The sequence below is a fragment of the Bradyrhizobium sp. USDA 3240 genome (assembly GCF_054063295.1).
The window spans coordinates 6300887-6322988 of the sequence record NZ_JBSSGD010000002.1; the positions used below are offsets into that span (position 1 = coordinate 6300887).

Annotated in this window: 21 protein-coding genes; 4 read left to right on the forward strand and 17 right to left on the reverse strand. The window is 65.6% G+C overall.

Features of this window, described 5'->3' with window-relative positions; genetic code table 11:
* Positions 1-9 precede the first annotated feature (9 nt).
* The 11 genes from ACVIGA_RS30490 to ACVIGA_RS30540 all read right to left on the reverse strand — a co-directional run bounded on the left by ACVIGA_RS30490 (position 10) and on the right by ACVIGA_RS30540 (position 12701).
* Positions 10-843, reverse strand: a complete 834-nt coding sequence (locus tag ACVIGA_RS30490) for a phosphoenolpyruvate hydrolase family protein (protein ID WP_456668910.1) — start codon at positions 841-843, stop codon at positions 10-12.
* A gap of 3 nt (positions 844-846) precedes the next feature.
* Entirely contained in the window at positions 847-3057 is a 2211-nt protein-coding gene (locus ACVIGA_RS30495) for a Tm-1-like ATP-binding domain-containing protein (RefSeq protein ID WP_456668911.1), read from the reverse strand.
* Positions 3050-3832 carry an ABC transporter ATP-binding protein gene (locus ACVIGA_RS30500; RefSeq protein ID WP_456668912.1) on the reverse strand — a complete coding sequence of 261 codons (783 nt, stop codon included), beginning with the start codon at positions 3830-3832 and terminating at the stop codon, positions 3050-3052. Before ACVIGA_RS30500 ends, ACVIGA_RS30495 begins: the two co-directional genes overlap by 8 nt.
* Positions 3825-4910: a branched-chain amino acid ABC transporter permease gene (locus ACVIGA_RS30505; protein ID WP_456668913.1), complete on the reverse strand. Its 1086-nt coding sequence runs from the start codon at positions 4908-4910 to the stop codon at positions 3825-3827. Before ACVIGA_RS30505 ends, ACVIGA_RS30500 begins: the two co-directional genes overlap by 8 nt.
* Before the next feature lies 1 nt (position 4911).
* Positions 4912-5922, reverse strand: a complete 1011-nt coding sequence (locus tag ACVIGA_RS30510) for a branched-chain amino acid ABC transporter permease (RefSeq protein ID WP_212315780.1) — start codon at positions 5920-5922, stop codon at positions 4912-4914.
* Between the two features lie 121 nt (positions 5923-6043).
* Positions 6044-6862 carry a helix-turn-helix transcriptional regulator gene (locus ACVIGA_RS30515; RefSeq protein ID WP_223969580.1) on the reverse strand — a complete coding sequence of 273 codons (819 nt, stop codon included), beginning with the start codon at positions 6860-6862 and terminating at the stop codon, positions 6044-6046.
* A gap of 138 nt (positions 6863-7000) precedes the next feature.
* Entirely contained in the window at positions 7001-8251 is a 1251-nt protein-coding gene (locus tag ACVIGA_RS30520) for an ABC transporter substrate-binding protein (protein WP_456668914.1), read from the reverse strand.
* A gap of 502 nt (positions 8252-8753) precedes the next feature.
* A complete protein-coding gene (locus ACVIGA_RS30525; RefSeq protein WP_456668915.1) occupies positions 8754-9473 on the reverse strand; it encodes an SDR family NAD(P)-dependent oxidoreductase in 720 nt (239 codons plus the stop codon).
* 25 nt (positions 9474-9498) lie between these two features.
* Positions 9499-10743: an acyl-CoA dehydrogenase family protein gene (locus tag ACVIGA_RS30530; RefSeq protein ID WP_456668916.1), complete on the reverse strand. Its 1245-nt coding sequence runs from the start codon at positions 10741-10743 to the stop codon at positions 9499-9501.
* Between the two features lie 113 nt (positions 10744-10856).
* Positions 10857-11792 carry a helix-turn-helix domain-containing protein gene (locus ACVIGA_RS30535; protein ID WP_456668917.1) on the reverse strand — a complete coding sequence of 312 codons (936 nt, stop codon included), beginning with the start codon at positions 11790-11792 and terminating at the stop codon, positions 10857-10859.
* 135 nt (positions 11793-11927) lie between these two features.
* Positions 11928-12701, reverse strand: coding sequence for an SDR family oxidoreductase (locus ACVIGA_RS30540; protein WP_456668918.1), 774 nt, complete (start codon positions 12699-12701; stop codon positions 11928-11930).
* A 137-nt stretch (positions 12702-12838) separates the two neighbouring features.
* Between ACVIGA_RS30540 and ACVIGA_RS30545 the strand changes: the two genes are divergently transcribed.
* The gene (locus ACVIGA_RS30545) at positions 12839-13747 is read left to right on the forward strand and encodes a LysR family transcriptional regulator (protein ID WP_456668919.1); all 909 of its coding nucleotides are present in this window, start codon (positions 12839-12841) and stop codon (positions 13745-13747) included.
* 37 nt (positions 13748-13784) lie between these two features.
* Here ACVIGA_RS30545 and ACVIGA_RS30550 read toward each other — a convergent pair whose 3' ends face one another.
* The 3 genes from ACVIGA_RS30550 to ACVIGA_RS30560 all read right to left on the reverse strand — a co-directional run bounded on the left by ACVIGA_RS30550 (position 13785) and on the right by ACVIGA_RS30560 (position 15042).
* A complete protein-coding gene (locus ACVIGA_RS30550) occupies positions 13785-13937 on the reverse strand; it encodes a hypothetical protein (protein WP_375776606.1) in 153 nt (50 codons plus the stop codon).
* A 132-nt stretch (positions 13938-14069) separates the two neighbouring features.
* The gene (locus ACVIGA_RS30555; protein WP_456668920.1) at positions 14070-14534 is read right to left on the reverse strand and encodes a hypothetical protein; all 465 of its coding nucleotides are present in this window, start codon (positions 14532-14534) and stop codon (positions 14070-14072) included.
* Between the two features lie 46 nt (positions 14535-14580).
* A complete protein-coding gene (locus tag ACVIGA_RS30560) occupies positions 14581-15042 on the reverse strand; it encodes a hypothetical protein (protein ID WP_456668921.1) in 462 nt (153 codons plus the stop codon).
* Here ACVIGA_RS30560 and ACVIGA_RS30565 point away from each other — a divergent pair.
* Positions 15035-15967: a LysR family transcriptional regulator gene (locus ACVIGA_RS30565; RefSeq protein ID WP_223969570.1), complete on the forward strand. Its 933-nt coding sequence runs from the start codon at positions 15035-15037 to the stop codon at positions 15965-15967. The two genes, ACVIGA_RS30560 and ACVIGA_RS30565, sit on opposite strands and share 8 nt — an antisense overlap.
* A gap of 43 nt (positions 15968-16010) precedes the next feature.
* Here ACVIGA_RS30565 and ACVIGA_RS30570 read toward each other — a convergent pair whose 3' ends face one another.
* The 3 genes from ACVIGA_RS30570 to tuf form a co-directional block, all read right to left on the reverse strand.
* Entirely contained in the window at positions 16011-18284 is a 2274-nt protein-coding gene (locus ACVIGA_RS30570) for a TonB-dependent receptor (RefSeq protein WP_456668922.1), read from the reverse strand.
* Between the two features lie 147 nt (positions 18285-18431).
* Positions 18432-18803, reverse strand: a complete 372-nt coding sequence (locus ACVIGA_RS30575) for a hypothetical protein (RefSeq protein ID WP_456668923.1) — start codon at positions 18801-18803, stop codon at positions 18432-18434.
* A 197-nt stretch (positions 18804-19000) separates the two neighbouring features.
* Positions 19001-20206: an elongation factor Tu gene (gene tuf, locus ACVIGA_RS30580; RefSeq protein WP_456668924.1), complete on the reverse strand. Its 1206-nt coding sequence runs from the start codon at positions 20204-20206 to the stop codon at positions 19001-19003.
* Between the two features lie 362 nt (positions 20207-20568).
* Between tuf and ACVIGA_RS30585 the strand changes: the two genes are divergently transcribed.
* Entirely contained in the window at positions 20569-21189 is a 621-nt protein-coding gene (locus tag ACVIGA_RS30585) for a hypothetical protein (protein WP_456668925.1), read from the forward strand.
* A 124-nt stretch (positions 21190-21313) separates the two neighbouring features.
* A complete protein-coding gene (locus ACVIGA_RS30590) occupies positions 21314-22087 on the forward strand; it encodes an SDR family NAD(P)-dependent oxidoreductase (protein WP_456668926.1) in 774 nt (257 codons plus the stop codon).
* The last annotated feature ends 15 nt before the right edge of the window (positions 22088-22102 follow it).

Here is a 22102-nt window from a genome sequence, read left to right on the forward strand (position 1 = left end):
CACGGCGCGTTAGCGCGCGCCGATCGCCTTGAACTTGCGAACCTGATCCGTCAGCGCCCGCTCGACCGGCAAGCGCTCCATCGAGGAGGCGCCGTAGAAGCCGTGGCAATTGCGGGTCTGCTTCATGATGAAATCGGCATCTTCGGGGTCCGCGATCGGGCCGCCATGCGCGAGCACGATGATGTTCGAATTGACGCTGAGCGCGGCCTCGGCCCAGGCTTCGATCCGGGCGGGGCAGTCGGCAAGCTTTGGCGCAGTCTGCGCGCCGATCGTCCCGCCCGTGGTCAGCCCCATATGGCAGACGATGATGTCGGCGCCCGCGATCGCCATCGCGGTCGCTTCCTGCTCGCTGAATACATAGGGCGTAGTCAGCATGTTCTTGTCATGCGCCTTCGCGATCATGTCGATCTCGAGCGCGTAGGACATCCCGGTCTCTTCGAGATTGGCGCGGAAGGTGCCGTCGATCAGGCCGACGGTCGGGAAGTTCTGCACGCCGGAGAAGCCGAGCGCCTTGAGCTGGTCGAGGAATAGATCCATGTCACGGAACGGATCGGTACCGTTGACGCCGGCGAGCACCGGCGTCCTCGTCACGACCGGCAGCACCTCGCCGGCCATCTCGACGACGATGGCGTTGGCATCGCCATACGGCATCAGCCCGGCGAGCGAGCCGCGCCCGGCCATGCGGTAGCGGCCGGAATTGTAGATCACGATCAGGTCGACGCCGCCGACCTCCTCGCATTTTGCCGACAGGCCTGTGCCGGCGCCGCCGCCGACGATCGGCTCGCCGCGTGCGATCATGGCGTGAAACTTCTTCAACAGCGCCGCGCGTTCAAACCTGGGCATGGGTCACCTCGCCACTCTCCGCCGGCCACCGGCGCGTCCGAGCAGCGGACGGAACGCGCTGACGATGGCGGCGGTGAACTCGGGATCGTTGATGTTGCGCTTGATGTGGATGATCTGCCGGTTGCCGGTCTGGCGCACGGTGCGTTCCAGCGCGCGAAACAACGCGGCGTCGGCATCGGGGTCCCAGAACGGCTGGCCGGGCGCATCGAGCGCGGAGACGCCGCCTTCGGCCAGAAAGAAACGCACCGGCCCGTCCATCTGGTTGAGGCGCTCGCCGATCCAGCGGCCCATGCGCTCGTTCTCTTCCGGCGTGGTCCGCATCAAGGTGACCTGCGGATTGTGGACATGGAATTTGCGCTGCCGGTAGCGCTCCGGAATGGAGTCGGGCGCGCCGAAATTCACCATATCAAGCGCGCCGACCGAGCCGACATAGGGCACGCGGCTCCGGATGATGGCGCCGAAGCGATCGTCGGTCGCCGGGAACACGCCGCCCATCAGCAGGTCGCAGACCTCGGTCGTGGTGAGATCGATGACGCCGGCGAGCTGGCCGGACTCGACCAGCTTCTCCATCGAGCGGCCGCCGACGCCGGTGGCATGGAACACGAGGCACTCGAAATCCTCACGGAGGTCAGCTGCGATCTTCTGCACGGCCGGCGTGGTGACGCCGAACATGGTGATGCCGATGGCGGGAAGGTGAGCGCCGGTATCGCGCGGCTTGCCGGCCTGCTCCTCGAGCCGCGCCTTGACCATGCCGACCACGGCATGGGCGCCGTTGCCGAGCACCGTGCGTGAGATCGAGTTGAGGCCCTGAACGTCGGTCACCGAATACATCATGGTGATATCGGCGGGGCCGACATAGGGACCGACGTCACCGGAGGCGACCGAGGAGATGATGAGTTTCGGCACGCCGACCGGAAGCGCCCGCATGCCTGGGGCGACCAGCGACGCGCCACCTGACCCGCCAGCGGAGATGATGCCGGCGACATTGCCCTGGCGGCGCAGCCATCGCTCGAACGCCTCCGCCATCGCCGTCACCGAGGCGCCGCGATCGGCGCCGAACACGCTCGCGCCGCCGCGGCCATGGTTCAACGCGATCTCTTGCGCGGTGACATCGCAGCTCGCCGCCTTGCCACTGGTCGAGACGTCGACCAGCCGAGTGCGCAGACCGCTGCCCGCGATGATGTCGCGGATGAAGCGCAGCTCCGCACCCTTGGTGTCGAGCGTGCCGACGACCAGCACGACGGGAGGCCCCGATGTCCTCGACGTCGCCGGTTCGCGCCGCGTGCGGGTCGTCTCCTCGAGACGCGTGACGGCGGCGGATTGTGTCCGCGCGGCGGCCTCGATGCGCGCGATCGGCACCGGCTGCGACCAGCGCGTCGGCAGCACGGGATTGGAGATGTAGATGCGAACCGGACCCTTGCGTTCCGGCTGTGGCGTGCCGGCCGCCTCAGCTTTTGTCGGCGCCGTCTCGGCATCGATGTCATCAGCGCCGTGGGTGCCGACACCGAGCAGCCGCTGCTGCAACTCGCGGTCGGTTGCGAGGCGAGCGGAGTCGATGATGCGGTTGATGCGGCCGTTGACCATGATGGCGACGTTCTGCGACACCGCGGTCGCCACGCCGATGTTCTGCTCGATGACCAGAATGGACATGTCGCCTTCATCGCCAAGGCGCAGCAGCATCTCCTCGACTTGCGCGACGATGACGGGCGCAAGACCCTCGGTCGGCTCGTCCATGATCAGGAGCTGCGGGTTGGTCAGCAGCGCGCGGGAGATCGCGAGCATCTGCTGCTCGCCGCCGGAGAGCTGGTTGCCGCCGTTGTTCTTGCGCTCGGCGAGGCGTGGGAAGGTGTCGTAGATGCGCTCGATGGTCCAGGCGCCGCGGCGCAGGCCGCCGGCGAGCGCAAGGTGTTCGTCGACCGTCAGCGAGCGCCACAGCCGCCGGCCCTGCGGCACGTAGCCGACGCCGAGCCGGGCGATCCGCGCCGGGTTCAACCGCGTGACTTCCTCGCCGCGAATCCGGATCGAGCCACCGCTGGCGCGGACCAACCCCATGATCGCCTTGCACAGCGTGGTCTTGCCCATGCCGTTGCGGCCGACCACCGAGAACACGCCCGAGTCGAGCGTGAGATCGACGCCCTGCAGCGCATGCGAATGGCCGTAATAGACGTCGAGGCCTTTGACTTCGAGCGCGGGCGCGGCGCGGCGGTCATTCATGGCCGCCTCCGAGATAGAGTTGCTGCACCTCGGGATCGGACTCGATCTCGCGCGGCAGGCCTTCCTTGAAGATGCGACCGTTGTGCATCATCGTCACGCTCTCGACGACGCGCAGCGCGACGTCCATGTCGTGCTCGATGATGATGTAGCCGATATGCGCGGGCAGCGAGGTCAGGATCTCGATCAGCTCGCGTCGCTCTGTCGGCGACAGTCCCGCCGCCGGCTCGTCGAACAGGATGAAGCGCGGTGCGCCGGCCAGCGCCAGCGCGATCTCGAGCTGCCGCTGCTGGCCATGCGCGAGCTCGGCGACGCGCTGGTCCTTGACGCCGGCAAGGTGCACGGCCTGCACCAGCGTCTCGGTCGCGTGCATCAGCGCATCGTTGTGCCCCGGGCGCAGCAACGAGAAGCGGCCGCGCGAGACGCCGCGGCAGGCGAGATAGACGTTGTCCTGCACGGTGAGGCCGGGGAATAGCGCCGAGATCTGGTAGGTGCGGCGCAGCCCGCGGCGGATGCGCTCGTAGGGCGGGAACTGGGTGATGTCCTCGCCGAAGAAGCGGATCGTGCCGGAGGAGGGCGGGAAGTCGCCGGTGATGCAGTTGAACAGCGTGGTCTTGCCGGCGCCATTCGAGCCGAGCACGGCGCGCCGTTCGCCGGGCCGTACGGTGATGGTAACGTCGGTCAGCGCCGCCAGTGCGCCGAACAGCCGGGTCACGCCGCGCAGCTCCAGCGCGGCGCCGGCGCCGACCACCGACAGCCGTTGCGCGACGCTATCCATGGCGGCCTCCGCCCGAACGTTGCGTCGGCGATGTGCTGCGGCGCCGCCAGCGTTCCCAGAGGCCGATCACGCCGTCGGACGACCAGAACACGATGGCGAGGAAGCCGAGCCCGATCAGCAGGCGGAACCGGTTGCCGTCGAGCCCGAACTTGATCAGCACGTCGAGCGCGAAAGTGCGTAGCAGCACGAAAATGAGCGCGCCGATGAACGGGCCGATCGGCCGCGTGATGCCGCCGACCACGGCGATGATCAGGACGTCGATGCAGGCGCCGACGCTGACCGAGCCGGGCGAGATCTGCCGGTAGTTCCAGACCTGCAGCACGCCGCCAAGTGCTGCGATGAAGGCCGCGAAGGCGTAGGCCGCGATGCGGTGGGCATTGGGGTTGAAGCCGAGGGCCGCCATACGGCGGGGGTTGTCGCGGACGCCCTGCAACGCGAGGCCGAACGGCGCGCGCGAGACGTACTGGACGGCGAAGTAGCAGATCGCGGCGACGCCGAGCGTCACATAGTAGAACGCGATATCGGCGCGCCAGTCGACGCCCCAGAAATGTGGCGTCGCGACGGTGTTGATGCCGGTATGGCCGTTGAAGATCGCCCAGTTCTGGTTGGTGAAGTAGTAGAACGCCGCGCCGATCGCCAGCGTGATCATGATGGTGTAGATGCCCTCGGTGCGCACTGCGAGCGCGCCGCCGAGCGTGCCGAACAGCGTCGCCAGCGCCAGGGCCATCGGCGTCGCCAGCCACCACGGCCAGCCGAGGCTGATATTGGCGTTGCCGCTCATGCCGAACACCGCGACCATGTAGCCGGCGAAGCCCGCGATGGTGAGCTGCATCAGGCTGACCATGCCGCCATAGCCGGCGAGGAACATCAGGCTCAGCGCGATGACGCCGAGGATCAGCGTGGTGGCGAAGATTTCGATCAGGAAGAATCCGTTGGCGATCAGCGGCATGATGACGAGGATCAGCGCGACCAGCCAGGCTGCCGGATTCTGGAATTCCGGCCAGGTGCGGATCAGGGCGCGGCGGGTCGCGTTAGCGGATGGGTCGGGGCGGAACTGGGTGCTCTGGAGCAACGACATCTCATCGCCTCGCGAGCAGGCCCTGCGGCCGCAGCGCCAGCACCACGACCATGATCAGGAAGGTGACGACGATGGCATAGGTCGGGATGTAGACCGAGCCGAGCTGCTCGGCGAGCCCGATGATGACGGCGCCGAGCGCAGCGCCCGGGATCGAGCCCATGCCGCCGACGATCACGACCACGAGCGAAGCCAGCAGGAAGCGCGTGTCCTCGCCCGGCGACAGCGACTGGAAGGTGCCGCCGACGACGCCGGCGATGCCGGCCAGTCCTGCGCCGAGTGCGAACACCAGTACGAACACCAGCTGGATCCGCACCCCGGTCGCGGCCAGGATGTCGCGGTCGTCGACCCCGGCGCGCACGATCATGCCGATCCGCGTACGATTCAGCGCCAGCCACATCGCGACGCCGATCACGACGGACGCCGCGAAGATCACCAGCCGCACCAGCGGATATTGCAGATAGACCGGCTCGCCCGATGATTTGATTGCGGTGAGCAGCGGCAGCTGCACCGGCCCGATCAGCCAGCTCGGGGTCTGGACCTGGTAGAAGTCGCCGCCGAACACCCAGAGCATCAAATCCGCGAACACGATCGAGAGCCCGATCGTCACCATGGTCTGCCTGAGGTCCTGACCCTCCATGCGGCGGAAGACGGCGAGCTGCAGGATCACGCCGACCAGCGCCGCCGCGATGAAGGCGACGATGAAGGAGAGGATCCACGATCCGGTCCAGGTGCTGATGGCGTAGCCGATATAGCCGCCGAACAGATAGAGCGAGCCGTGCGCGAGGTTGACATTGCGCATCAGGCCGAAGATCAGCGTGAAGCCGCTGGCCACCAGGAAATACAGCCCGCCGAGCGTGACGCCGTTCAGCACCGCGTTGAGGAACACGCGCTTGCGGCCGATCGCGGCCTCCAGCCCCGGCGGCCAGATTGCGAACACCAGCCACAGCAGCACCGCGACCGCGATGATCACGATCAGCGCCCAGGCCGGATGGCGTTCGATGAACCTGGCCATCTCCGTCGCGTTCCCTCTGGCGTCGCGACCGTCTGCCGGATCGCGTGTCCTTGCATCCTACCGAGGGCGAAAGCGGCGGATTTGATCGACAGTATCTTTTATCGTCTAGGTGGAACCTCCGTTACGGCCGCAACACCTTGGCGGCGCGGCGATAGTCGGTCGGGGCCATGCCGACATTGGCGGCGAAGAAGCGGGTGAAACCGCTCTGCGAGGAGAAGCCGAGATCGAAGCCGATATCGGCGATCGGCGCCTCGGTCGCGACCAGCGCATCCAGCGCCTGCTCCATGATCAGCGTGTTCATGTAGAGGTGAGGGGTGACGCCGGTTTGCGTCCGGAACAGCCTGTAGAAATGCGGCCGCGACAGGCCGGCTTCGCGTGCGATCGCATCGAGCTCGATCTCGGCGCCGGGGCTTTCCGACATCAGCCTGATCGATTTGCGGACCCGGAAATCGGTCACCGCGGCGGCGGCACGCGCGTCCTGCGCCGCCTGCCAGCTCTCCTCGTAGCAGGAGTCGATCAGCTGCCGGAGCTCGCAGTCGAGGCTGCGCAGCGATGGCGCGCCGCACACCAGTGCTGCGGTGCGGCGGATCAGCCGGTCGAGCGTCTCTGTGCGCGGAAAGAAGGTGCGGCCGAACCGCAGGCCCTGCGCACTCGCGGGCTGCGGCGCGAACCATTCGGCATTGACATAGAGCACGAAGAAGATCGCGCCGTGGTCCATGTCGGTCGGCAGAAAATTGTGCGGTTCCCACGGGTTGACCGCGACCACGGTGTCGTCCTTGAGCAGCAGGCGCTGCTCGGACACATCGATCTGCGCCGGCGTGCCGCCGACATGAAAGATCAGGTGCCCTTCGCGGTGCGCATGCACGTTGAAGGGACGGTTCAACTGATAGACCGTCGCGCGACCGAACCGGCCGTGGAAGACGGCAAGCGCCCTGCTCATGCCTCCCCTCCCGCGGGATGTTCTTGTCTTTTCGACAAGCGTTCATCATCCGCCCGCGGAAAGCAAGGGCGAGCAGGGCTCCTCGTGCAACCGCGCGCCTTGGTCACGGCTGGCTTGCTCGCACCTGCAACAAATACGTCAGTACTTCTTGCACTCCGGGATCGTGCGGCTCGGCAGGCCGATCTTGGCGAAAACCGCCGGATCGTAGCCCAGCGTCTGGTTGACGTTCGGGATCACCTTCACGACCTTGCTGAACAGCGCGCCCTTGCCGTCGTCGACCACCTCGGTGACAAAATTGGTGCCGATCGCCTGGCGGTTGGCGTCGAGCTTGATCTTGCCGTTCGGGGCGTCGATCTCGATCTTCGCCAGCGCATCCTTGAGCTTGGCCTGGTTGTTGGAGAGATCGCCATTGACCTGCCGCAGCGCCAGGATCAGCGCCATGGTCGAGCCGTAATAGTTGGTGGCGAGCAGCGACGGGCTCGGGAAGCGTTTGTTCTCCGGGAACGAGTCCTGATAGGCCTTCACGAATTTCTGCCAGGCGGGATCCTCCCAGGTATCGGCCTGGCCGCTGGCGGCGATGGTGCCGATCAGGGCGTTCTTGGCGCTGCCCTTCGACGACAGGATGGTCTGGTCGATCATGATCGAGCCGCCCATCAGATGCGCCTTGCCGCCGGCCTGCTGATACTGGTTGAGGAAATTGACGGCGTCGGCGCCGCCGAGACCGAGATAGATCGCATCGACATCGTCGGGAAGTGCTGCGATGACAGAGGCGAAGTCCTTGGTGCCGAGCGGCACCCATTGCCGGTTGGTGACCTGACCGCCGGCGCCGCAGAATTCGAGCACCAGGCCGAACACCTGGGTGTAGATGAAGGAGTAATCTTCACCGACGGTCGCGATCTTGCGATAGCCCTTGGTCTCGTAGGCGTATTTGCCGAGACCGACCTGCCACTGCGCGCCATCCATGTTGTAGCGGAAGAAGTTCGGTGCCGGATCGACATAGGTCGTCTCCTGCGCGCCGGAGGCGGCGTTGACGAAGGTCAGCTCCGGATGGGTCTTGGCAAAATTCTTCACCGCGATGCCTTCGTCGCCGGACAGCGGCGACAGCAGGATCTGCACCTTGTCCTGCTCGATCAGCTTGCGCACCGCGCGCACCGCGGAGTCCGGCGTCGCATCGGTCGAGGCCACGATGAATTCGAGCTCCTTGTCGCCGATCTTCTTGCCGAGCACGTTGAGCGCGGTCTGGTGGCCGCGCATGCCATCCTCACCGAGCACCGTGTAGGTGCCTTCGAGCGTCGCGGTGACGCCGACCTTGATCTTCTCCTGGGCGAATGCCGTGCCCGAAAGCAACAGGCTGCTCAACGCAATCAGTCCCAAACTGCCTTTCAACATCGCTCTCCTCCCTCTGTGTTGTCGCCGGCGTCCACATCGCCTGACGAAGGCCGATGGGTGTCCGGTTGTTGCCGGCAAAGCTAGCCGAAGGCAGGCACGGCGCGGATGTCGTCGCGGCGGGGGTGCTTAACGGGCAGTCTCATTTTGATTGTTGCGCCGCAGCGCGGTTCGCGGCGCAATGCCGCGGTTACTTGCTCGGTGTCATCACCCGCGCATGCGCATCCGGGTGATCCAGCATTCCAGAGGCGGCTGTGCTTGAGCCGAGAGGCCGCGGCTTCTCCGGTGTCGTCCCTGCGAAAGCAGGGACCCATAACCACCGCCTTGTGTGATGGAATTCGCTGGGGCCCCAGCATCGCACAATAACTGTACCCTGTGGTTATGGGTCCCGGGTCGCGCTTCGCTTGCCCGGGACGACACTGAATTTGCAGCAGCGTTCGAAACGTGACCCATACATCCGCTGCCGCGGGCGCGGAGCAGCAACGTGGTCCGAGCGTTCGCCTTGCTACAGCATGTGGTGGCCGGCGGCCTGTCCGCCGTCGACGTGGAGTACCTCTCCGGTCACAAAGCCTGCGCCATCGAGGTAGAGCACGGCGTCGACGATGTCGGAGATCTCTCCCATCCGGCCGACCGGGTGGAGCGCTGCCATCGCCGGATGCGCCTCCGCCGGGTGCATCGGGGTCTTGATGATCCCGGGCGACACTGCGTTGACGCGAATTCCGGTCCTTGCATATTCGATCGCGAGCGCGCGGGTTGCGGCGTTCAAGGCGCCCTTGGTCAGCGAGGCGAGGGCGGCCGGAACGCTGCTCATCGGCTGGTCGACGAGACTGGTCGTGATGGTGACGACGTGGCCGTGGCCCTGCTTGCTCATCAGCTCCAGCGCGCGCCGGGTCATGTTGAAGAAGCCCGTCACGTTGGTCGAGATGTAGCTCGCGTAGTCATCTTGCGTGTAGGCGGTGAAGGGCTTGGCCATGAAGATGCCGGCGTTGTTGACCAGCGTGTCGACACGGCCGAAGCGCTCCAGCGCCGCCTTGAACACGTGCTCCGCCGTCTCAGTTGCGCCGACGTCGCCCGCCACCGTGACGATATCCGCGTCAGTGGCCGGCTTGATCGAGCGCGAGGTCGCGACGACCCGGCAGTTGCGATCCCTGAAGGCCTGAACGATGCCGGCGCCGATCCCCTGCGATGCGCCGGTGATCACTGCGACTTTCCGCTCTGTGCTCATGATTGCGCTCCTTCAAAATTTCGCGCTACGCCGCGCCGCCTGCGGCGAGCGGGTTGTAGTCGCGGCTCTTGAACATCGTGTGGAGCTGCCGCCGCCTGATGCCGAGATTGCCGCCGTCGAAGATCGGCAGCGCGAGCGCGTCCTGCAGCAGGCCGCCGAACGGCGCCTCATGATCGTAGCTGTCGATCCCGACCACCCGCATCAGATCGGTGATGACCCGCACGGCGGCCTCGGAGCCGAAAATCTTGGCCTGCACCGCCAGCTCCTCGGCCGCCGGCGACTGGGTGTCGAGGGCGTGGCAGGCGCGCCAGCTCAGATAGCGCGCCGCCTCGATCGTGGTCTTGGCATCGGCGAGCGCGTATCCGACCGCCTGATGCTCGATGATGGGATGGACGCCGCCGCGTTTTTCGGTGCGGGCAAAATTGAGCGCGAACGCGAAGGCTGAGCGCATCAGCGCGACGCCGAAGATTCCGACCAGGGCCGCAGTGCCGGTGAATGCGGCCGCGGTCAGCGCCAGGCCGGCACCTTGCTGTCCGAGCAGATTGCGGTGTGGCGCCGCGACATTCTGCAAAGCAAACTGCGGCACGAGATGCGCGCGATGACCGATGCTGTCGATTGCACGTTCGAACACGAGGCCGTTCACCGGTCCTTGCACGGCAATGATCGAGATAGCGGCGTCCGGCGCTGCAGCCGAGTCGGTCCGGCACACGATGGTCAGAAGATCGGCACCCTCGCGATTCCAGCCGGTCGCCGAGGACACCCATTTCTTGCGACCGTTGATCAGCCAATTGTCGCCTTCGCGCCGGGCCGTGGTGCGGACGCCCTCGCCGGGCGGCGGCGAGGCGGCGTTGGCGCTGCCGCCCGGTTCGCTGGAGCAGAAGGCTGCGAGCGGCGCGCCGCTGGTCTTCAGGAACGGCGCGAGCAGCCGCTGACATTGCTCCGGCGTGCCGCCGAGCAGCAGTGGCAGCAGGCCGAGCACGCTGCCGAGCATGGTCAGCGTCACGCTCGGGTTCACGCTATAGAATTCCTCGGCCAGGATCGCCATGTCGATCATGCCGGCATTGTCGCCGCCCGCCGGCGCCGGAATGCACTTGCGCAGATAGCCGGCCGCCACCATCGCCTCGTAGGTCGGTTTGGTGGCGAGGAAGCGCTGCTCCGGCGTTGCCAGCTTTTCGGCGGCCCTGGCCTCGGCCAGCACCTCTCTGGCAAATTTGCGGGAGGCGAGTTGCAACTCGCGCTGCTGTGCCGTGAGCGTGAAATCGATTGCCATGCCAATGCCCTCCGTGTCGGCGGTTCGGGCTATGGCTATCGCGGCGTGGTCGGGAAATCTTGGACGGCAGTGCCCGATTTCTTGGCGGGGAGTGAACCTAATCTCGCCGCGCCTCAATGCGCGGCGGCGCGGCGGAATTCGCGCGGGGCGAGGCCATTGTGGCGCTTGAACAGGCGGTTGAAATGCGAGATGTCGCGGAAGCCCGCGGCAAAGGCGATTTCGGCAATAGTCTTGTGCGCTGAGGCCCGATCGAGCAGGGCGCGCGTGCAGGCGGCGATCCGCTGTTCGTTGACGTGTTCGCCGACGGAGCGGCCGGTGCTCGCAAACAGGCGGTGGACATAACGCTCGGAGCAGCGGAATTTCGTGGCCAGCGCGGGCGCACCGAGCTCGGGGTCGTCGTTGTGACGCGCAATATGGTCAAGCATCATCGACAGCAGGACGGGCGTATGCACGCGCTCCGCCGCCGTGTCGGCGAGGATGTCGGGTACGTGCGCGATCAGCTCGGCGATGTGCGTGCCGAGCATCGCCGGGGTTGTTGCGAGGCGACCGCCGCTCAGGCAGAGCTCGGCGTAGCTCGCCAGCGTCCGCGACAGCGCGCGGCCGGTTTCGGTCGCAGACAGGCCGAGCCGCGGGTGGTCGAACAGCGCGTCCGGCAACAGACGCCGCGGCACCGCAAAGCAGAACAGCTTGAAGTCATGCCGGTGGGCGATCTCGAACGGCTGCGTCGTATCGGCAACCGCGAGATCGCCGGGGGCGCTGATTTGCTCGTGGCCGCGCTGCGAGGTGCGCCCCAGCCCTTCGAGTTGGAGGTTGACGAAGCAAAGGTCGTCGGTGCTTGCAGCGATGTGCGAGGCGAGCCGGTGCACGATGTGCCCGCTCGCCGTGACCCGCGAAATCTGCAGCGGCGCGGCGTCGACTTTGCAGATCGCGCCGGCAAACGATTCCTCGGCAATCCGGCGCGGCTCGAGGCGCACGAAGGCAGCTGCGAGGTCGTCTGCCCAACTGCCGAAGGGTTGATCCGGACGGGCCGGCCTGGTCGACCATTCCATGTGCGCCTCGAATAGACCGTCACTGCGAAGGGCCCAGCGAGGCGAACGATATCGCCGGCCAAACCGGCGGTCAAATTCCGCCGGCGGCCTGTTTTCCCCGCAAAGTATGGCGCATGCATGCAGAGAACGACGGTTTCACTTCGTGGTGTAGCCGCCGTTGACCAAAATGGTCTGGCCGGTCATCCACCAACCGTCCGACACCAGGAGGCGAATCCAGGGCACGATATCCTTGATGTCGGTGAGACCGGTCTTCGAGAAACCGGACAGCGCCGCTGCCGATTTGTGATAGGCGACCGCATCCGCGCCTTCGGCCGGATAGAAGAACGGTGTGTCCATCGGGCCGGGGCCGATCGCGGTCACCGAGATGCCGCGTGCGCCGAATTCCTTCGATGCCGCGCGGGTGAAATGCTCGACCGGCGCCTTGGTGCCGGCATAGGCGGCATAGAACGGCGTGTAGGCACCGAGCAGCGACGTTACCAGCGTGCAGATCTTGCCGTTGTCGTTCACATGCCGGCCGGCCTCCTTGAGGAAGAAGAACGCGGACTTGGCGTTGACCGCGCTCATCGCGTCGTATTCGGCCTCCGAGATCTCGACCATCGGCTTCTTCAGCACCTTGCCGACGGTGTTGATGGCGATGTCGGCACGGCCGATCGCAGCGACGGCATCGGTGAACAGTTTTTCCATCGCGCCCGATGTCGTGAGGTTGGCCTGGAAGGCGACCGCATTGGCGCCGGCAGCCTTGATCGCGGCGACGGTTGCGTCGGCGTCAGCCTTGGTCGCGGCGCTGTTGTAGTGGATCGCGATCGCCTTCGCGCCGCGGGCCGCGAGATCGCGTGCGATCAGGCCGCCGAGGTTCTTGGCGCCGCCGGCGATGATGACGGTCTTTCCCTTGATGCTGTGGTCGGTCATGGCGTTCGCCTCTCCAGATCTCGCGGCCGCGCCGTGCGGCTGCTTTCTGGAGGCAACGATATCGTCTAGGATTTGCCGATAAAGCCGTGCATTCTGACCTCACTTGTCAGGAATAGCGAACAATCGGGGCGTTAATCGTGGACCGCATCGATCTCTTCCGCATTTTCGCCCGCGTCGTCGAGTGCGCGAGCTTTACGCGGGCGGCCGACATGCTGGGAATGCCGCGCTCGTCGGTGTCCTCAGCGGTCGCGGAGCTGGAGCAGCGTATCGGCGCCCGGCTGCTGCACCGGACGACGCGAAAAGTGTCGCCCACTCACGACGGCTCGGCATTCTACGAACGCTGCCTGCGCGTCGTCGCCGATGTCGAGGAGGCCGAGACCCTGTTCCGCCATGCCGCCGCCGAACCGTCGGGGCGGCTCAGGGTCGACGTGCCCGGGCGGATCGGACGCCTGATCGTCGCGCCGGCGCTCCCCGCTTTCCTTGATCGCTATCCGCAGATCGACATCGATCTCGGCGTCACCGATCGCGCCATCAACCTGATCGCGGACTCCGCCGATTGCGTCGTGCGCGTCGGCCCGCTCGGCGATTCCGGCCTGATCGCGCGGCCGCTCGGCAATCTCGTGCTGATCAATGTCGCGAGCGCGGGATATCTCGCGCGCCACGGCACGCCGCAGACGCCGGACGATCTCGGCGCGCATTGGGCGGTCAACTACGCCTCGCCCTCCACCGGTCGCATCGAGGAATGGGAATGGCGCGAGCAGGGCGCGTCGCGCGCCATCGCGATGCGCGGCCGCGTCACCGTCAACAGTGCGGAAGCCTATATCGCCTGCTGCCTGGCCGGCCTCGGCCTGATCCAGATTCCCGCCTACGACGTGAAGCGGCATCTCGATCGTGGAGAACTCGTTGAGGTCATGCCGCAGCATCGCGCCACGCCAATGCCGATGACCTTGCTCTATCCGCACCGCCAGCATCTGTCGCGGCGGCTGCAGGTGTTTGCCGATTGGCTGACGGCACTGCTGAAAGAGCAGCTGCTGGTCGCGGGTTAGAACTTCAGCGTGATGCGGGCCCGGAAGCCGCGGCGCGTTATCGCCTGCTGTTGCCGGCGCGGGACGAGGTCGTCCTTGTCGCGCGCTTCACCTCGGCCTTGGGCTGGAAAAACAGGCCGGGCATCACCGAGACCAGTCCGAAGGTCATTCCGAGGAATGCCAGGAACGTATCGAGGTAATTGATCTCCATTTCAGTTGTCTCCATTCGGCTTGCACCGGGCTGGCCCGGTGCAATGCGTGCGTTGAACCTAGATATGGTCCGGTACATTTCTCGGTACAATAGAAACATTGATCTCGGAGCAATACTTTCATTGCTCCGCGCCTAGGCCGCAATCCGGGCCTGCTGCGGGTGCCGCTGCTCTATGGCCTTGACGGAGTTTTCGAATGCCTTTTCGAGGACGCTTCTGCCGATCGACCCGAGCACGAGACCGAGGATCCATCCCTTCAGATTCTTGCCCTCGCGCACCACGACCACGTCAATGTCGGTCGTGCCATCGGACTGCCGCGCGGAGTTGTAGGAGTGGCCCGACCTGCCGCCCCACACATTGGAGTCGGTCGTCGTCAGGATAACATGGTCTGGGTCGGACCAGTCGTAATGCAAGCGCTCCCAGATGCCGTTCGAGCCCTCGGTCACGTCAGCATCCGTGGGGCCGCGATGATGCACCTTGAGATAGGCGTCGGCACTGTTGCCGAACAGCTTGGAGCGGCCAGGCCCGAAGTCGGTGAGGCCTGCGACGTACTGCTCCGGCGTCAACCTGGTCGTCCGATGAAGGTGGATCGTGGACATCTGTGGCTCCTGCACCTTTGATGGAAGGCTCCGACCGCTGTGCCCACTAGTTGGAGAGCGTGCCCGACTTGCGGACAGTCACGCTGTCGCCGTTCCGGCTGATCTCCACTGCGCCTGCCTGGTTCGGCGTCGAGAGCAGGGCACGCTGACCGGGCGCCAGCACCGAGACGAAGCGGACCGGCGTGCCGGCCTCGCCCTGTGAGAGGGTGGTCACGACGCGATATCCGTCGGGCTCGACCGTGTAGTAGGCGACGCCGGACACGTCGCCCAGATGGATGCTTTGGGCCTCGATCGGCCGGAGCCCGCGCGCCTCTGCGGCGCCAAGCGAGGCGCCAAGTGCGGCGAAGGTGATGGCTGTGGCGAGAATTGTGCTGCGGATCGACATGGGATCCTCCGTTGGCTTGAGTGTCAGAACCTGGGCGGCGAGCGATTGCCCGTCTGCTCCCTTGCCGGAGGAGATGGTGAGGCTATGATCATCGATCAAACAGATAGGATCGATAATGGCCATCGATGCCGTCAATTTGGGTCGAATCGACCTGAATCTGCTTGTTCATCTCAATGCGCTGCTCACCGAACGGAGCGTCACCCGGGCGGCAGGCTCCGTCGGCATTGGCCAATCCGCGATGAGCCACAATCTCGCCCGCCTGCGCGAACTGTTCGATGACGAGCTGCTCACGCGGGGCGCCGATGGCATGCGCCTCACCCCGCGCGCGATGACCTTGCTCGATCCGGTGCGGACCGCGCTCGCACAGGTCGAGGCGGTGCTGCTGCGCGAGAAGACCTTCGATCCGGCCACCGCGGTGCGAACGTTCAGGCTCGGCCTGTCGGACAGTATGGAAATCCTGATCGTGCCGCGCCTTCTGGCGCGCATGCGCGAAATCGCGCCGGGCATTCACCTGCGGCTCTACAACGTTGATACGTCCCGGCTGCTCGATGATCTCGACGCCGACGAAGTGGATCTCGCGCTCTCCTACGGGCCGATCCAGCAAGGACAATTGCATCACAAACAGCGCGTGCTGTTCACCGAGAGCTTCCTTTGCATGTTCAATGCGGAGAAGACGGGTATCACGCCGCCCATCTCGCTCGAGGACTACATCCGGCTTCCGCACGTGCTGACCAGCCTGCGGCCGGGGCGCACCGTGCGCGGCTCTGTCGATGAGGCGCTCGAAGAGCTCGGCCTGCAGCGGTCCGTTGCGCTGACCACGCCGCGTTTCCTCACCGTGCCGTATCTGGTGGCGCAGGCGCCCGTGATCGTCACCATGGGCGCGCGGCTGGCCCGCCGCTTCGCGGCCGATCTCGGGCTCAGCCTCAGTCCGCCGCCGGTGAAGGTGAAAGACGTCACGGTGTCACTGCTGTGGCATGCGTCCTACCATCACGACCCGGCCCATGTCTGGTTACGGGACCAGTTGGTCCAACTGGTCGCCGAACTGTGAGCCGGCACGGCGGGCGCGCCTGGAGCAGCGCGCCCCGGCCTCGTCAGAACTTCTGCGTGATGCCGGCATAGAAGCCGCGGCGCGGGCCGTATTGCGGCGCGAACACGCCGATGCCGGAGCCGTCGCGGATCTGGTAGACGGTGTCGAACAGGTTGACGACGTCGAAGCGCAGCGTGGTCGGTTTGTTCGGCGCGACGATGTTGAAGTCGTGCGAGACGCCGAGGTTGACCTGCGCGTAGGGCGGCACGGTGCCCGTATTGGCGAAGCCGTCGCGCAAGCCTGAGCCGTAGATCACCGACGCGCTGAATTTCGTGTCGCGCCATTGGTACCAGCCGCCGACCGATGCGGTTAGCGTCTGAGCATGGTCGGTGTTGACGTAATTGTTGGCGATGTAGGCCAGCTCGTCAGGATCGAACAGATATTGGTTGGAGACGACCTGGGTGGCGACCTGCCTTGCGATCGCGACGTTGCCGTAGAGATGCAGATTGTCGTGATCGTAGCGCGCGGTCAGCTCGACGCCTTCGTTGGTGCCTTTCGCATAGTTAAAGGCGGTCAGGACGTAGGCCTGGCCGAACTGGCCGTCGTCGAGCAGATCGGTCGCGATCTTGTAATAGGCGTCCATGCCGACCTCGAGGCCGGGGATCGCATAGACTTTCTGCGTCACGCCGACGTCGAACACGTGCGAGCGCTCCGGCAGCACGGGGTCATTGGCGGTAGTCGCCGGCTGCGCGGTCGTGTTCTGCACCAGCGCGAGGTTGGTCGGCGCCGCCAGCACCTGCTCGGGCGGCGTGAAGTTGCGGGCATAGCCGGCATGGAAGGTCGTGCCGTCATAGGACTTCCATGTCAGGCTGATCCGCGGGCTCAGCTGGTTGGCATCGACATATTGCCACATCTGGTCGAAGCGCAGGCCGGCATTGAGCGTGAGCTGGTTGGTAATCTTCCACTCGTCGGCGATGTAGGTGGAGAACAAATATCCGGTCTTGGCGCTGGAATCGAACACCGAGAGCGGCGCATCGATCGGGTTGCCGAAATCGTCGAGCGGCAGCACGGTCGAGCCGTTGTTGACCAGCGAGCGTTCGGCGCTGACCGCGATGCCGAACTTCAGCGTATGCGCGAAGCCCAGCCTGTAGGAGGTGTCCTCCTGGATGCCGTTGATGAAGCTCTGGCGATACACGTCGGACGCGACGCCGTTGAAGACGAGATCGCCGACTGGATCCGGCATGAAGTGCAGCTGGCTGTAGCGATTGAAATAGGCGACCTGATAGTCGAACCCGTCGCCCGACTTCTGATAGGCCACGACGTTGAACTGGTTGAATTCGCGTTGCCGTTCGTTGAGCAGCGCGGAATCGAAGTTCGAGACGCCGAAGGCGGTGAAAGCCGGAGCCTGGCCGGGATTGTTGGGGATCTGATAGGCGCCGTTGGAGACGCCGCCGATATAGGTCAGCCGGCTGGTCGGATCGATCGCGGTCGAGACATAGGCAAAACCCTTCTCCTGGTCGGTCCGGTCGTGGATGGCGTTATAGGCCGGCGTCGGGTTCTCGATGCCGACGTCGCTGCCGAAATAGCGGCCGGAGACGTAATACTGCGTCTGTCCAATCGTGCCGCCGTAGTCGACGCTGGTGGTGAAGGTGCCGTGGCTGCCGCCATACACGCTGACGCTGCCGGAATTGTTGAAAGCATCGGTCTTGGTCTGGATGTCGAGCACGCCGGCGGTGCGCAGGCCATACTGCGCCGGCAGCGCGCCCGTGATCAGCGCCATGCTGCCGACAATCCCGGTGTCGATGATCTGGCCGAAGGCACCGACGCCGTCCGGCAGCATGATCCCGTTGATGCGGTATTGCAGGTTGGCATGCTCGTTGCGCACGTGCAGCTCGCCGCTTGCGGCGGAGTCCTGCGAAACCCCGGGCGCCTGCAGCAGCGCCTTGTCGAGCGTGGTGTTGGTCCCCTGTGGCAATGCCTCGAGGGCTTGCCGGCTCATCTGATAGCTGTTGGCGCCGCTGGGTGCCAGCAGCGCGGCGCGGGCCTGGTCGAGCCGCGTGTTCTGGCTTGCGACGGCTTGCGCCTGGGTCTGTTCCGGAGATTCCGGCGTCGCCGATACCGCGCCGGTTCTGCGCGCGCGGTGGCCGCCGCCGCTCGCAACGCGCGTCTTCGGCTTGTTCGGTCCGGACGGCGCGGTGTGGCGTTGCGGCGCCGTCACCGTGATGTCGGGAAGTGTCGTTGTCGGCGCGGTCGTCTGCCCGAATGCGGCGCCGTTGATCCCGCAGATCAAGAGCGATGCTGCTCCGGCAGCGGCGCGTCGTTTCATAATTCCTGACATGTTGGTTCTCGATCTCACGAGGCTGCGATCCGGATCCTCACTGAAGGACGCGGTCGAGCCCGCCGTCGATGCGCGACGGCGAAATTTCCCATTGATCAAACGGCAGCCGAATGGTGGCCGCGTTCGACGTTCAGTCGTGCAGGGAGTTCAGGAGATCGGAGGCGCGCGCGGCTGATAGTGCAGCCGGCCGATGTCGAGCGGCGCCGCATAATTGTCGATCTGCCAGGAGAGCAGAGCGACGGCATCGGGCAATTGGAGTGGTGGCAACGCCTGCGTCGACGTCGCCGTGCTCGTCATCGCTACGACGGCGCAGATCGCGCAGAGATCTACGGCCTGATCGGAATCAGGATTCGAACGAGGCTCGTCGCGCGAGGCGTTCTCGATATGCGCCGCGAACGACGCTGTCGCCTGTGCCGGCGCAATGGCATGGAAATGGCCGAACGACAGCACGAACTGGATCGACAGCGCCAACAGCGCCAGCCGAGCCCCGTGCCTGATGTTCGAACGAAACCACTTCATGACGACGCCATTTCCGCGTCGAGAGGTCAGAAGGCCGATAGACGGCGCCTGCGACGCGGTGTCGCACAGTTTCGAAAACGTGCCAGCCTGTCAATCCGCATTGCCGGGCAATGCGATCAATTTCCAGGCGATCGGGCGATCTTGCAACATCGCGACGTTGGCAAATGGGGGCCCGGCTTGCGCCGCGCCCCCATTCCTCACTCCACGATCGCGGTCACCACGCCGGCACCGACGGTGCGGTTGCCTTCACGGATCGCGAAGCGCGACCGCGCTTCGAGCGCGATCGGCTTGTTGAGCTCGATCGTGAACTCGGCGCTGTCGCCCGGCATCACCATCTCGGCGCCGTCGGCGAGCTGGACGGTGCCGGTGACGTCGGCGGTTCGGAAGTAGAACTGCGGACGATAGTTGGCGAAGAACGGCGTGTGCCGGCCGCCTTCGTCCTTCGTCAGCACATATACTTCCGCGCGGAAGGTCCGGTGCGGCGACGCACCACCCGGATGCGACAGCACCTGACCCCGCTGCACGAGAGCCTTGTCGACCCCGCGCAGCAGGCAGCCGACATTGTCGCCGGCCTGCCCCTGGTCGAGGATCTTCCGGTAGCTCTCGATGCTGGTCACGACCGACTTGCGGGTCTCGCCGAGGCCGACGATCTCGACCTCGTCGCCGATCCTGATCGTGCCGCGCTCGACGAGCCCGGTCACCACGGTGCCGCGGCCCGCGATCGACTGCACGCCCTCGATCGGCATCAGGAACGGGCGATCCTTCGGCCGCTCGGGCAGCTCGATAAAGCTGTCGAGCGCCTCGAACAGTTCGAGGATCGCCTGATCCGCCAGCGGACCGTGCTCGCCGCGCAGCGCGGCCATCGCCGCACCGCGCACGACCGGCGCGTTGTCGCCGTCGTACTGGTACTTCGACAGCAGGTCGCGCACCTCGATCTCGACGAGATCGACCAGCTCCGGATCGTCAGCGACATCGCACTTGTTCAGGAACACCACGATGCGCGGCACGCCGATCTGGCGCGCCAGCAGAATGTGCTCGCGCGTCTGCGGCATCGGTCCGTCGACGGCGGAGACGACCAGGATCGCGCCGTCCATCTGCGCCGCGCCGGTGATCATGTTCTTCACATAATCGGCGTGGCCCGGGCAGTCGACGTGCGAGTAGTGGCGCGCCGCCGTCGAGAACTCGACGTGGCTCGTCGCAATGGTCAGGATCTTCGTATCGTCACGCGTACCTTGCGCTGCCGACGCCTTGGCAACGTCCTGGTAGGAGACGAACGCGCCCCAGCCGTGATCGGCTGAAACCTTCGTCATCGCTGCCGTCAGCGTCGTCTTGCCATGATCCACGTGGCCGATCGTGCCAACATTGCAGTTGGGCTTGAGGCGGATGAACTTCTCTTTGGCCATGGGACACCTGTGGTGTTCGAGCTCCCGTGCTGGGTTTGCACGACTCGTGGCACCGCGAGAGCCCGTTCGGCGCCAGGAGCCGCTTCCGCTCCGGGCTGCCTTCCAATGTCAGGTGTGACGTGAGGTCAGGTCCAAAGCAGAATGGCGGCGGACGAGGGCATTAGCCCTCCCGTCATCAGCATCGATGCTCGCTGTGACTGCCGCATGTTGGAAACCTGGGTCGCTCTTTCTACAAAAGGAGGCGAGTACATAAGGGGTGACCGCGCGATTGGCAAGAGGTGGGGTCGTCGCAGCCAAGAGCCGCGCTGGCATTGTCGACCTCCGACGAGTATAGTTCGCGGGCACAAGTGACGGTCTCCCGAATGTCGATCTTCGCAAGCAAATCCGGTCTCGCCATCACCGCCGCAGTGCTCTGTCTCGGCGCCCAGCAGGCCAATGCCCAGGCCGGCCCGGTGCGCTACTGGACGCCGGGCTCGCTGTTCGGCTTCGGCGGCAGCCTGGCCGATGGCCAGAAGGCGGACACCTACGGCAACTTTCCAGGTTTTGACGCCACCGCCCCGCAAGGCGGCGACTTCGCGTATCTGAACGGCCGTCCGGATGGCTGGTTCATCGGCGGCGAAGGCGGCCGTGTCGGCTGGAACACGCTCGGTCAATCGGCGGCGTTCGGCTCGCTCGAATATCAGGGCGCGCTGGTCGGCTACAATTTCAAGGGCGTCGGCGATACGCCGGTGACGTTCTTCGCCGGCTTCGACTCGTTGAAATACAATCCCCCCGGCGCCGGTGGTCCGCTGGCGCCGTTCAGCGGCAATCCCGGCGTCAACGCCGGATATACCGCACGTGCGGGACTGGAGTTCCGCCCGACCTCGAATGTCACCCTGTCGTTCGGGGCTGGTTTTACCCAGCAAGGGGCGGAGCGCATGGACAGCGACATCCATTCGCAGCTGCTGCCCGGCCAGTCTCCGGTTCTGTTCGGCGGCCGCTAGCGCGAAGCCCGCAGCCTGACGGTAGCGCGTCAGCGCAAGACCACAGGGTTGCGATCCTGATCCAACCAGAACTTCAATCAGAACCAAGAAGGCTCGAGCTCGCGAGCACAGTCAGGATCGTACCATGGACATGCAAGGCAAGATCGCACTCGTCACCGCCGCGGCATCGGGTGCCGGCCGCGCCGGCGCGCTCATTCTCGCACGCGAGGGTGCCGCGGTCGCGGTGGTCGACCAGAACGAGGCCGGCGCGAAGGCGGTGGTCGAGAAGATCAAAAAGGGCGGTGGACGTGCGCTGGCGCTGGCCGGCGATCTGCGCGACGACAAGTTTTCGCGCGATATCGTTGCTGCGACCGTGAAGGAGTTCGGCGCGCTCGATTGTGTCTGGAATCACCTCGGCATTCCCGGTCCGTCTGTGATCGACGATCTGGAAGGCTGGGATCTCAGCGTCGATCTCAATCTGCGCTCGCAACTGATCACCACCAATGCAGCGCTCGGGCAGATGACGACGCGGCGCAAGGGCAGCATCCTGTTCACCGCATCGACCTCGGGCCTGGTCGGCTCGCCATGGAGCCCGACCTATTCGGCGGCCAAGGCCGGCGTGATCGGTCTCGCGCGGGCGCTCGCCAAGCGTCACGCCAAGGACGGCGTGCGCGTCAATGCGATCTGCCCGGGCGCGATCGATACGCCGATGCTGCGGGTGTTCGTCAACCGGCCCGACCAGCCGGGCCACAACGAGGCCGATCCTGAGGAATTGATCAAGGCCGCGGTCACCCGCAATCCGATGGGCCGTGCGGCGCGCCCGGAGGAGATCGCCGAGGTTGCGGTGTTCCTGCTGTCGGACAAGGCCTCGTTCGTCACCGGCATCGCGATGCCGGTCGACGGCGGGACGGTGGCGTAGCGTCGCTTCTCAGAA

Excerpts from the sequence above, each read along its gene's own strand:
- ACVIGA_RS30500 (WP_456668912.1), bottom strand. The coding sequence starts at position 3,832 with ATGGATAGCGTCGCGCAACGGCTGTCGGTGGTCGGCGCCGGCGCCGCG.
- ACVIGA_RS30515 (WP_223969580.1), bottom strand. The coding sequence starts at position 6,862 with ATGAGCAGGGCGCTTGCCGTCTTCCACGGCCGGTTCGGTCGCGCGACG.
- tuf (WP_456668924.1), bottom strand. The coding sequence starts at position 20,206 with ATGGCCAAAGAGAAGTTCATCCGCCTCAAGCCCAACTGCAATGTTGGC.
- ACVIGA_RS30560 (WP_456668921.1), bottom strand. The coding sequence starts at position 15,042 with ATGGCCATTATCGATCCTATCTGTTTGATCGATGATCATAGCCTCACC.
- ACVIGA_RS30495 (WP_456668911.1), bottom strand. The coding sequence starts at position 3,057 with ATGAATGACCGCCGCGCCGCGCCCGCGCTCGAAGTCAAAGGCCTCGAC.
- ACVIGA_RS30530 (WP_456668916.1), bottom strand. The coding sequence starts at position 10,743 with ATGGCAATCGATTTCACGCTCACGGCACAGCAGCGCGAGTTGCAACTC.
- ACVIGA_RS30525 (WP_456668915.1), bottom strand. The coding sequence starts at position 9,473 with ATGAGCACAGAGCGGAAAGTCGCAGTGATCACCGGCGCATCGCAGGGG.
- ACVIGA_RS30490 (WP_456668910.1), bottom strand. The coding sequence starts at position 843 with ATGCCCAGGTTTGAACGCGCGGCGCTGTTGAAGAAGTTTCACGCCATG.
- ACVIGA_RS30585 (WP_456668925.1), top strand. The coding sequence starts at position 20,569 with ATGTCGATCTTCGCAAGCAAATCCGGTCTCGCCATCACCGCCGCAGTG.
- ACVIGA_RS30555 (WP_456668920.1), bottom strand. The coding sequence starts at position 14,534 with ATGTCCACGATCCACCTTCATCGGACGACCAGGTTGACGCCGGAGCAG.
- ACVIGA_RS30570 (WP_456668922.1), bottom strand. The coding sequence starts at position 18,284 with ATGTCAGGAATTATGAAACGACGCGCCGCTGCCGGAGCAGCATCGCTC.
- ACVIGA_RS30590 (WP_456668926.1), top strand. The coding sequence starts at position 21,314 with ATGGACATGCAAGGCAAGATCGCACTCGTCACCGCCGCGGCATCGGGT.
- ACVIGA_RS30540 (WP_456668918.1), bottom strand. The coding sequence starts at position 12,701 with ATGACCGACCACAGCATCAAGGGAAAGACCGTCATCATCGCCGGCGGC.
- ACVIGA_RS30510 (WP_212315780.1), bottom strand. The coding sequence starts at position 5,922 with ATGGCCAGGTTCATCGAACGCCATCCGGCCTGGGCGCTGATCGTGATC.
- ACVIGA_RS30550 (WP_375776606.1), bottom strand. The coding sequence starts at position 13,937 with ATGGAGATCAATTACCTCGATACGTTCCTGGCATTCCTCGGAATGACC.
- ACVIGA_RS30575 (WP_456668923.1), bottom strand. The coding sequence starts at position 18,803 with ATGAAGTGGTTTCGTTCGAACATCAGGCACGGGGCTCGGCTGGCGCTG.
- ACVIGA_RS30565 (WP_223969570.1), top strand. The coding sequence starts at position 15,035 with ATGGCCATCGATGCCGTCAATTTGGGTCGAATCGACCTGAATCTGCTT.
- ACVIGA_RS30505 (WP_456668913.1), bottom strand. The coding sequence starts at position 4,910 with ATGTCGTTGCTCCAGAGCACCCAGTTCCGCCCCGACCCATCCGCTAAC.
- ACVIGA_RS30520 (WP_456668914.1), bottom strand. The coding sequence starts at position 8,251 with ATGTTGAAAGGCAGTTTGGGACTGATTGCGTTGAGCAGCCTGTTGCTT.
- ACVIGA_RS30535 (WP_456668917.1), bottom strand. The coding sequence starts at position 11,792 with ATGGAATGGTCGACCAGGCCGGCCCGTCCGGATCAACCCTTCGGCAGT.